3 protein-coding genes are annotated in these 12,279 nt (G+C 34.4%); all 3 read left to right on the top strand.

Annotated features, from left to right (window positions below; genetic code table 11):
- The first annotated feature begins 492 nt into the window (after positions 1–492).
- Positions 493–9,861: a SpaA isopeptide-forming pilin-related protein gene (locus ACSG5Z_RS20980; RefSeq protein ID WP_435712051.1), complete on the top strand. Its 9,369-nt coding sequence runs from the start codon at positions 493–495 to the stop codon at positions 9,859–9,861.
- A gap of 490 nt (positions 9,862–10,351) precedes the next feature.
- On the top strand, positions 10,352–11,752 hold the full coding sequence (locus ACSG5Z_RS20975) for a M28 family metallopeptidase (RefSeq protein ID WP_000749138.1): 1,401 nt from the start codon (positions 10,352–10,354) through the stop codon (positions 11,750–11,752).
- A gap of 147 nt (positions 11,753–11,899) precedes the next feature.
- Positions 11,900–12,274: a hypothetical protein gene (locus ACSG5Z_RS20970; protein ID WP_435712050.1), complete on the top strand. Its 375-nt coding sequence runs from the start codon at positions 11,900–11,902 to the stop codon at positions 12,272–12,274.
- Positions 12,275–12,279 lie beyond the last annotated feature (5 nt).

The raw sequence follows: 12,279 nt of genomic DNA, 5'->3' as shown, positions 1-12,279 counted from the left end.
GTCCACTAATCGCACAACTCTCTTTAGACAAAATAAATGACTAATTTCAAAGTACATATTGTCTTCATTCTGACCAAAACCAACCCTATCTAGATTTTTATTTCCACATAACTTTAAGGCAAAAATAAGCCTTCACAAAGGGATACACTACCTTGGTTAGTATGTATCGTAAAACTTACCTTTATAACCATTCTTTTTTACTAGATATACATGAAAACTATCTCACATATAAAGGTCTGATATCATTCTTTATATCAGTATTTTTTTCGACATTTTTTGTCGAATTGTGTATATTTCCACAGAACTGTGTAAATATACATTTTGTTTTACGTTAAATAATATTACTTTGAACATAATCCTGTTTGTCTGAGAACGCGTATAGAAACGGAGGGATAACCAAAAATAAATAGCTTATAACAAATACTTTTAATATTCCATTTGTTCATGTGGAATAAGTCCCCAATGGACAAATGAATGTTCAGAGGAGGAAAAATGAAAAAACTTTTCAATGTATGTTTAATTGTATTCGTACTATTTTCGCAACTTGCTAGTTTTCCATACAATCAAGTAAGAGCGGAAACCTTAACAGGAGATTCCTTATTTGACACTGTTGAAATGAAAGATGCAACGAATCATATTATTGACGAAGCAAAAAATCCTAACAACTTAGTAAAGATAGGATCAACCATTCAAGTAGAATACGCTTGGTCAATAAAGGATCTACAAGTTGCACACGCAAATGATACAGCAGTAGTTCAAATACCACTTGCATTAAAAGTACCTAAAGATTTGCAAGGGGATTTAGTAACAGATCAAAAAAATATTGGTCAATATTTTATAACAGCTAAAGATAATAAATTAAAATTAATATTTAATGATCAAGTAGAAAATTTGAAAGACGCTAAAGGAAAAATTAAAGTTGATACCGTGTTTAACTCAACTTTAAAAACTGGGGAAAAATCAGTTCAAATCGCTTTTCCTTTAGGAACAATGGTTCAGCCTATATCAGTTCCTGTTCAGGTAGAAGACTCTAAAGAAGCTGGCACCAAACAGGATACTAATAAACCAGTGCAAGATCCAGTAGCTAAACCTGTTACTGATAATCCGGAACAAAACCCAGCAACTAAACCTGTTACTGATAATCCGGAACAAAACCCAGCAACTAAACCTGTTACTGATAATCCGGAACAAAACCCAGCAACTAAACCTGTTACCGATAATCCGGAACAAAACCCAGCAACTAAACCTGTTACCGATAATCCGGAACAAAACCCAGCAGCTAAAATTGCTACTGACAATCCAGAACGAAAGCTAGCAAGCGACCCTGCTGAGAATACAAATTCAGGTCCAAAGCAAATAACAACAAACATTTTAACCGGTGTAAAGCTGACGGATAAAGACGGAAAACCATTTACAGAGGATAACCGTCCAAGTACAGATTCCCCTGCCAATATTGAGTTTACATGGGAACTTTTAAAATCAATGAATGTGAAAAGTGGAGATTACTATATTTTTGATCTTCCTAAACATTTTAAGATTTACAATACAATTAACAGTCCTTTATATGATAGTGAAAACAATCAAATTGGTAATTTTACTGTTACAAAAGATGGAAAAGTCACGATGACATTCAACGATTATGTTGAAGAGCATCCAGATGTTGCTGGTAACCTACAATTAAAGACAGAATTTAATAAAGCTGAAATTAAAGGTACAACAACACAAGAAATTCCTTTCCCGATTAAAGATAAGGATGTTTCTATTACAGTTGACTTTAAGCCTAATGTACAAACAGCTACGAATAAAAAAGGGTTACCTGATAGACCAATTAATACAAATGAAATTAATTGGAAAGTAGAAATGAACAAAACGAAAGACACCCTTAAAAACGCTGTTTTTAAAGATAACATTCCACAAGGTACAAGCTTAAATAAAGATTCTATTAAAGTTTATTATTTAGAAGTTGATGTTAATGGGAATGTAACGCGTGGTGCAGAAGCTGAGCCAACAGATTACAATATTATTTCATCAGATGGTTCAAAATTGGAGATTGCTTTCAAAGATTCTATCAATAAAGCATATCAAATCGAATATGCCACAAAAATTACTGATGAAAATATTAAAAGTTTCCGAAATAACGTTACGATAACGAGTGATAATCAAAAGCAACAAAACGCAAGCTCTACTGTAACGGTTTCTCGTGGTACACACTTAAATAAAACAAGTAAATATGATCCAAAGACGCAAACAATTGAGTGGACAATTACTTACAATGGTGATCAAAGAGAGATCAAAAAAGCTGATGCGATTTTAAAAGATATTTTTGACGATACACACGAACTAGATGCAAATTCTATTGTTGTGAAAAACGCTTCATATAATGAAAAAGGAACGCTTGTAACAGGAGACGCTGTTAATAATTACACTGTAAGTAACAAGAAGAATGGATTCGATTTACAGTTTAATGATGATATTAATAGTGCTTATGTGATTACCTATAAAACCAAGCCAACTAATAAAGTTATAGAAGATGGAAAAGTAAAAAATAAAGTTACAGCTGATAATGATTCAAGTAAAGAAAATGAAGCTAGCTTCAAGCAGCAAAATATTATTAAATCTAATAATAAAGCTGAAACAAATTATAAAGACAAAACAACAACTTGGACAATTATAGTAAATAATAACAACTATCCATTAAACAACGCGATCATTACGGACACCTTTGATCATGGTGGATTACAATTAAAAGATAAGAAACTAGAAATTAAAGACGGAAATTATACCCTTCAAGCTGGGACTGACTATGTTTTAGATACAACAGATAAAGGATTCAAAATTACTCTTATAGGTACGTATCAGTCTAATATGACAAAGACATTAGTCGTAAAATATACGACAGACTTTGATTATACAAAGCTAGAAAGTGGTAAAACTTCATTTAAAAACACAGGTAACCTATCTTGGATAGATACGGATTCTAATCCACAATCAAATAAAGTTGAAGCTAATTTCGATCCTGATACTTTCACAAAGGCAAATGGTTATAAATACGGTTCTTATAACGCCCAAACGAAGGAAATTACTTGGATAATAGGCTTTAACTATAATAATGTTGAGATTAAAGATCCTTATGTTATAGACGTAATACAAGATAAACAAAAGTTAGTGCCTGGATCCATTGAAGTGCGCGATATGATTTTAAATGGAAATCCTGATAATGCACAACCTGGTAATGCTGTACCAACTGAGAAATATGAACTTGAAGAACCTACAGAGAAAAATAAAAACACCCTAAAGGTTCATTTCAAACAATCAATTAATTCACCTTACTATATTATCTTTAAAACAAGCCTTGATGGTGAACTTATCCAAGGCACCTACAAAAACGAGGCAGATTTAAACGATGGCTCTAAAATTGTAAACACCCTTACAGGTGACACTCAAGTAAATAAAGGTGGCAGCTTCGTTACTAAAAAAGCTGTGCAAGACGACAACTATATTAATTGGAGTATCGCAATTAACGAAAGCCAATCAACCATTGCAGATGCGGTTGTAACAGATGACCCCACCGAAAATCAGGTAATTGTGGAAGATTCATTCCACTTATATCCTACAACTGTTGATCCATATGGAAATTTAACAAAAGATACAGTAAACGAATTAAAAGAAGGAACAGACTATAAACTCAAAATAACAACAGACAATAATACCGGAAAGCAACATTTCGAAATTGCCTTCTTGAAAAAAATTGATCGAGCTTATATTTTAGAATATCGCTCACTTATTAATGCAGACGATAAAGAAAAAGTAAGTAATAAAGCAAAAATCACAGGCAATAAGTTGACAGTTAAAAACACAGAAACTACTGAAACGATTGAAGTGAGAATGTCTTCTGGTTCAGGCGGAGGATCTGCTACTAAAGGTCGTGGAAACCTTGAAATTATAAAGGTAGATAACGACAATAAGAACGTACTATTAGCTGGGGCAGAATTTACTTTATACGATCGTACAGGTAAAACTGTTATCCGTAAAATTACAACAGACAAAGACGGTATCGCTAAATTTAATAATTTAAAACGCGATAAATATTTATTAAAAGAAACAAATGCTCCTGAAGGCTATGTAATTAGCTGGGATTTAAAACAAGGGAAAATTGTTGAACTTGGTACACAAGAGACTACAACATATAAACTTGCAAATAAGAAGTTTGTCGGGAAAGTAGTTTTAACAAAATCTGATGACCTGAACAAAAACGCAACACTACAAGGCGCCGTTTTCACACTACTAGATAAAGACAAAAAAATAATTCCAGAACATGAAAAATTAACAACAAATAATAATGGACAAATTATTATAGATAAACTAAAACCAGGAACTTACTACTTACAAGAAACGAAGGCTCCTGAGCATTATCAATTAGATAGCAAACTTATTCCGTTTACTATCTCTGAAGATCAAACAACAGTAGTAAACCAAACTGCGACAAATAGTTTAACTAAAGGATCTGCTCTTTTAACAAAAGTGGATAATTATAATAAAACTTTAGCAGGGGCAGAGTTTACTGTTCAGGATCGCAACGGAAAAAATATTCCTGGATATGAGAAATTAACAACAAATGAACATGGACAAATAGAAGCAAAAGATTTACGTCCGGGTAAATACCAGTTTGTCGAAACAAAAGCTCCTGAGCATTATGAATTAGACAAAACGCCTATTCTATTTGAAATAGAAAAAAGCCAAACTACAGCCGCTTCTATTACAGCAAAAAACTCTTTAATTAAAGGTGGCGTTACGTTAACAAAAGTGGATGATATTGATGACACTACCCTTGAAGGTGCCGTATTCAAAATTGTTAACGACAAAAATGAAGATGTCCGTACAAACTTAAAAACAGAAAAAGATGGAACTTTGACCGTTAAAGATTTAGATCCTGGTGATTATCAATTTATTGAAACAACACCACCTAAATACTATGACTTAAATAAAGAACCAATTCCGTTTACAATCGAGAAAAGTCAAACAAGCATTATCTCAATTACTGCAAAAAACAGTTTAACAACAGGTGCTGTTGAGCTATTAAAAGTCGACGAATTTGATAAAAAGACTCCTCTTGCTGGAGCTATGTTCAAAATCGTGAATGATAAGAACGAAGACGTTCGTACAGAATTAACTACCGATACAAACGGAACTGTTAAAGCTTCTGACTTACGTCCAGGCAAATACAAATTTATTGAAACGAAAGCTCCTGAACATTATGAACTGCGATCAACACCAATTGAATTTACAATTGAGAAAGGTCAAAAAACACCGATTGTTATTACAGCTGAAAATGGTCTACTACCAGGCGATGTTGAACTAACAAAACTCGATGATACTGATGGCACTGTACTTACAGGCGCCGTATTCAAAATTGTTAATAACAAAAATGAAGATGTCCGTACAGAATTAGTTACGAATCAGGAAGGTAAAATTATTGCTACTGGTTTACGTCCAGGTAACTATAAATTTATCGAAATGAAAGCTCCTGAGCATTATACCTTAAATAAAACACCGATTGAATTTACAATTAAGGAGAGCCAAGCGACTGCTATTAACGTTACAGCTACTAATAGCTTAATAAAAGGCGGTATTGAATTAACAAAAGTTGATTCTGTAAATGCTAAGGAAACCCTTGAAGGTGCAGTATTTAAAATTGTTAATGACAAAGGTGAGGATGTTCGTACGGAACTTACTACTGATAAAGACGGTAAATTAGTAGTACAAGACTTACGTCCGGGTAATTATAAGCTAATCGAGACGAAGGCTCCTACTTATTACGATGTAAATGAAGAACCAATCGAATTTACGATTGAAAAGAGCCAACAAAAGCTCATCCCTATTACTTTCAAAAATAGTTTGACGAGAGGAAAGGTCAAATTAATTAAAGAAGATGACGTGGAGAGCGCGAAAGCTCTTGCCGGCGCTGTATTCACATTACAAGACGCAACTGGCAAAGAAATTATGAAAGATTTAACAACAGATGATTACGGAGTATTAGTTATTCCTGATTTAGCACCAGGGGATTATCAATTTATCGAAACAAAAGCCCCTGAACATTATAAATTAGACAAAACACCTATTAAGTTCACAATTAAAAAAGGTAGTAAGAAAGATCTTCCTCTCCCTGTTACTGTAAAAAATAGTTTACTTACAGGTGGCGTCACTTTAACAAAAGTTGATGATGTTGATGGCACTACTCTTGAAGGTGCAGAATTTATAATTGTTGACGCTCATGATACTAAAAAAGTAATTCGAAAAGGTTTAACGACTGATAAAAACGGAAAAATTTCTGTTTCTGATTTACGTCCTGGAGACTATCAATTTGTTGAAGTAAAAGCTCCAAAAGACTATACCTTAAGCAAAGACCCTATTCCGTTCACTATCGAAAAAAGTCAAAAAGAGAATATTACTGTTACCGCTACTAATAGTTTAAAGAAAGGTGCAGTAACATTAACAAAAATCGATGACATCGATCGTACGATGCTTGAAGGTGCAATCTTTAAAATTGTTGATATGAACGGTAAGGAAGTTCATACGAATCTTGTTACAGATAAAAACGGAAAAATTTCTGTTTCTGATTTACGCCCTGGAGACTATCAGTTCATTGAAACAAAAGCTCCTGAGCACTATGTATTAGATGAAACAACAATTCCATTTACAATTGAAAGAAGTCAAACGAAAGAGATCAATGTTACAGGCAAAAATGCTTTGAAAAACGGTAGCGTTGAACTAACAAAGATTGACGATATTGATATAAATACAAAACTTGCTAACGCCGTATTTAATTTATTAGATGCAGACGGAGAGCTAGTTGAAGAAGGCTTAAAAACAAATGATGAAGGTAAAATTGTTGTTGAAAACCTACGTCCTGGTACGTATCAATTCGTTGAAACAATTGCTCCTGAACATTACGATTTAGATAAAAAACCTATCGTATTTACAATTAAAAAGAGCCAAACTGAAACTCTTCATGTCACTGCTACAAATGCTTTAACAAAGGGTGCAGTTAAACTTTCTAAAGTAGATGATGTTGATGGCACTGTTCTTAAAGATGCAGTATTTAAAATTGTTAATATGAACGGTGATGTAGTTCATAAAGACCTTGTTACAAATGAACAAGGAATAATCGAAATTAACGACCTACGTCCTGGTGATTACCAATTTATCGAAACGAAAGCTCCTAAGCATTACGTTTTAGATGAAACACCAATCAAATTCACTATTGAAAAAGGACAGAAAAAAACTATTTCTTTAACTGCTAAAAATAGTTTAAAACAAGGTAGTATCGAATTAATTAAAGTTGATGATTTAAATGATCAAACAAAACTTGCCGATGCTGTGTTTAATTTACTAGATCAAAACGGGAAAGTACTTAAAACGGATTTAAAAACGAACAGTGAAGGAAAAATCATTGTTGAAAACTTACGTCCTGGTACGTATCAATTTGTCGAAACAACGGCTCCTAAACATTATGATTTAGACAAAAAGCCAATTGTAGTTACAGTTGAGAAAAGCCAGAAAGATATTGCTACTGTTACTATGAAAAATAGTTTAACAAAAGGCGGCGTTGAACTTATTAAAACGGACGACGTCGATGGTACTACTCTTGAAGACGCAGTATTTAACATTGTTGATATGAATGGTACTGTAATCCGCAAGAATCTTACTACAAATTCACAAGGTAAAATTAGCGTTTCTGACTTACGTCCTGGTGAATATCAATTCGTCGAGACGAAAGCTCCGAAACACTACGATTTAAATAAAGAACCGATTCCTTTCACTATTGAAAAAGGACAAGCTGAACCGATTTCTGTTACTGCTAAAAATAGTTTAACAAAAGGTGCGGTAGCGCTTTCTAAAGTGGATGATGTAGATGATACTGCTCTTAAAGATGCGGTATTTAAAATTACTGATATGAATGGTAACGACATTCGTACTGAGCTTACAACAGATGTACATGGAAAAATTTCTGTTTCTGATTTACGTCCTGGGGACTATCAGTTTGTTGAAACGAAAGCTCCTGAACACTATAAATTAGATAGTACACCTATTAAGTTTACAATTAAGAAAAGCCAAAAAGAAAAGCTCCAAGTTACTGCTACAAATAGCTTAACTGAGGGTGCTGTAGAATTAATAAAAGTGGATGATATAAATCCAGATACAAAACTTTCTGATGCAGTGTTTAACATCATTGATGCGAAAGGTAAAGTTGTTCGCACGAATTTAACTACTGATAAAGACGGGAAAGTTTCTGCTTCTAATTTACGACCAGGAGATTATCAATTCGTTGAAACGAAAGCTCCTAAAGATTATGATTTAAATAAAACACCGATTCCTTTCACTATCGAGAAAAGCCAACCAGCTCACGTTTCCGTTACTGCTAAAAATGGCTTAACTAAAGGTGGCGTGGAATTAACGAAAGTTGACTCTCTAGATGCGAAAGAGACACTGGAAGGTGCGGTATTTAAAATTACTGATATGAACGGTAACGATATTCGTACGAATTTAGTTACCAATAAAGATGGAAAAATCATCGCTAAAGACTTACAACCTGGAGACTATCAATTTATTGAAACGAAAGCTCCGAAACATTATGACTTAAATGAAGAGCCGATTAAGTTCACAATTGAAAGAAGTCAAACAAAACATGTCTTCGTTACAGCTACGAACAACTTAACGAAAGGTAGTGTGGAGTTAATTAAAGTTGACGATGTTGAAGAAAACACAACACTGGAAGGTGCGGTATTTAAAATTGTTAATAAGGATGGACACGATGTCCGTACTGATTTAACTACTGATAAAAACGGCCGTTTAGTTGTGGATGAATTACCACCAGGAGACTATGAGTTTATCGAAACAAAAGCTCCTAATCACTATGACTTAAACGAAACACCTATTAAGTTCACAGTTAAAAAAGGACAAGAAAAAATCGCTTCCGTTACCGCTACGAATAGCTTAACGAAAGGCGCTGTTGAACTTTCTAAAGTGGATGACTTTGACGGTTCTGTCCTTAAAGATGCAGTATTTAAAATCGTTGATATGAACGGGCACGACGTTCGTTCTGATTTAACTACTGATAAAGATGGCAAAATTTCTGTTTCTGATTTACGTCCGGGAGACTATCAGTTCGTTGAAACGAAGGCTCCTATTGGATACGATTTAAGTGCTAAGCCAATTCCTTTCACAATTACGAAAGGACAATCTCAAGTTACTTCTGTTACAGCTTTAAATAGTTTAACAACAGGTTCAATGGAGTTAACTAAAATTGATATTGATCACCATGGAACACTTGAAGGTGCCATTTTCAATATTTTAGATCACGACGGAAAAGTAGTACGAGAAGGTTTACAAACAGACGGGCATGGTAAATTAATCGTAAATGATTTGAAACCTGGTAATTATCAATTAGTGGAAACAAAGGCTCCTAAAGGCTATCAATTAGATGCATCACCAATAAACTTTACAATTGAAAAAGCTCAAGCTGCACCACTACAAATTACAGTTTCAAATAAAAAAATCGATTCTTCATCCGGTGGAGATGATAAACCAATTACTCCTCCTAATAAAGAAGAGGAAACAGGGAAAGAAACTTCTGAAGAACTAGAAAAAGGAAATCCTGACACACATGGTAAAGGAACTTCTGAAGAACTAGAAAAAGAAAACCCTGACACACAAATAAACAAACAGCAAGATGACCGAAATAAGGGTAAAGAACTTCCAAATACAGGTCACAAAAATGATCCTACTCAAACAGTAGGCATCGTACTTCTACTAGCTGGTTTGTTAAGTATTTTAGCTACAAAACGAAAAAAATATTATTAATAGTTTTTCACACCTAATCAAGTGAACATTTGATTAGGTGTTTTTTTATGCCAAAAAAGGACGATACATAGAGTATCGTCCTTTTAACGGGGTGAGGCTGCCCAAAAGTACGGAAAACCTTTGAACAGCCTCGTATTTTCATATGGATGCCTTACATATATCACTGATAATAAGTATGAAATGCGGAAACATATTTATCATCACATGATTCAAACATGAGAAAAGAAATCCTATAGGATTCTTTTCTCTACATAATCTAAAGTTTGGGTACACTAGATTCATGCAATGTAGGAGCTTTCCAAGCAGAAAGCGAACCTTCATTTAAAATGATAGCATACATATCTCCATCAAAAATATGCAAATATGCATATAGCGTTTTTTTATTTCTCAATGTCAGAATATTGAAAAATAATGAAGATGACGGTAAAATAAAGTCGTTATCCGTCTTCTTTTGTCAGTCAGAGAGAATAGAAGAATAGGAGAGGAAAAAATGAAAAAATCTTTGAAACAAAAAATAGTAAGCTCTTTGCTTGCTGTATCACTCGCTGTTAGCTTAGCTCCAATTGGACAAGCCAAAGCTGATTCCACGTCAGAAATCACACAGACTTCACCTATCACAAAACAAGTTGATGCAAGCCGCGCTATCGAACACATCCGTTTCTTATCCGAAACAATTGGTCCTCGCCCTGGTGGGACAAAATCAGAAGAATGGGCTTCTCGCTACGTTGGTATGCAGCTTAAGTCAATGGGCTATGAAGTAGAATATCAACCATTTCAAGTACCGGATCAATACGTTGGATTTATTGAATCACCATTATCCACAAAACGTAATTGGCAAGCCGGCGCTGCCCCTAACGCACTAATTTCTACAGAAGCTGTTACAGCTCCTCTTATCTTTGTTCAAGGTGGAACAAAATTAGAGGATATCCCCAATGAAGTAAACGGAAAAATTGTTCTATTTGAAAGAGGAACAACAGTTGCAGACTATAATAAACAAGTTGAAAATGCTGTTAGCAAAGGAGCAAAAGGTGTCCTTTTATACAGTTTAATTGGCGGACGCGGAAATTATGGACAAACCTTCAATCCCCGCCTAACGAAAAAGCAGTCTATCCCTGTCTTTGGTCTTGCTTATGCACAAGGAAATGCATTTAAAGAGGAAATCGCTAAAAAAGGGACCACTCTTCTTTCTCTAAAAGCGAGACATGAATCTAACTTAACATCACTTAATGTCATCGCTAAAAAGAAACCAAAAAACAGCACAGGTAATGAAAAAGCCGTCGTTGTAAGTTCGCACTATGATAGTGTCGTTGGAGCACCTGGAGCAAACGATAATGCTTCTGGTACAGGATTAGTATTAGAATTAGCTCGTGCTTTTCAAAATGTAGAAACTGATAAAGAAATTCGTTTTATTGCTTTTGGTTCTGAAGAGACTGGCTTACTTGGCTCCGATTATTACGTTAATAGTCTATCCCAAAAAGAACGCGATCGAATTTTAGGTGTCTTTAACGCAGACATGGTTGCAACAAATTACGATAAAGCAAAGAATTTATATGCTATGACGCCTAACGGTTCTCCAAACCTTGTAACAGACGCAGCCTTACAAGCAGGTAAACAATTAAATAATGACCTCGTACTGCAAGGGAAATTCGGCTCTAGTGATCACGTGCCATTTGCTGAAGTTGGTATTCCTGCCGCCCTATTTATTTGGATGGGTGTCGATAGTTGGAATCCATTAATCTATCATATTGAGAAGGTATACCATACGCCTCAAGATAATGTGTTAGAAAACATTTCGCCTGAACGTATGAAAATGGCATTAGAAGTTATCGGGACAGGAGTTTATAATACACTTCAAAAATCTGTTGCTCAAACTGAACAGAAGGCTGCTTAATCATTTAAAAGACCACTGATTTTTATCGGTGGTCTTTTATTGAGAAAATATATATATGCATAAAAGCATATTCCCTCCTGCTCATTATCCTATACAATATTAAGTGTAACAAAAATGATTACAACTAATAAGGAGGCTTTTTCTACTATGAAAAAAATGATTTTAGCCAGTGCCTTAACTTTAGCAGGAATTACTGGCGCTACCGCTTTTATTCCTGAAACAAAAGTCGCTGCTGCCACTCAAGAACAAAGTTTTACAAAATTTTATTCTTTACAAACTGGAAGTAGTTCTGAACAAGAACCTATTTTCCTTCAAAAAGGACAGGAACTAACAATTCAACCTAACAGTAAAACTCCTAGTTACAGTGTTTATGACTCAAGTCATTACCTTATCGGGCGATATTCTGATGGTTACGGCCGAATTTTTACTGCAAAAACAGATGGAAATATGTATGTTCAATTTCATGCACCTTTCGTTTACTATAGTCCTGTTAGCTTTTCCGTTACGTATACAATCCAATAAAATAA

The sequence above is a fragment of the Bacillus pretiosus genome (assembly GCF_051294775.1).
GTDB lineage: Bacteria > Bacillota > Bacilli > Bacillales > Bacillaceae_G > Bacillus_A > Bacillus_A wiedmannii.
Note: the sequence above shows the minus strand (reverse complement) of the source record. Positions and strands in the feature narration are given on the sequence as shown.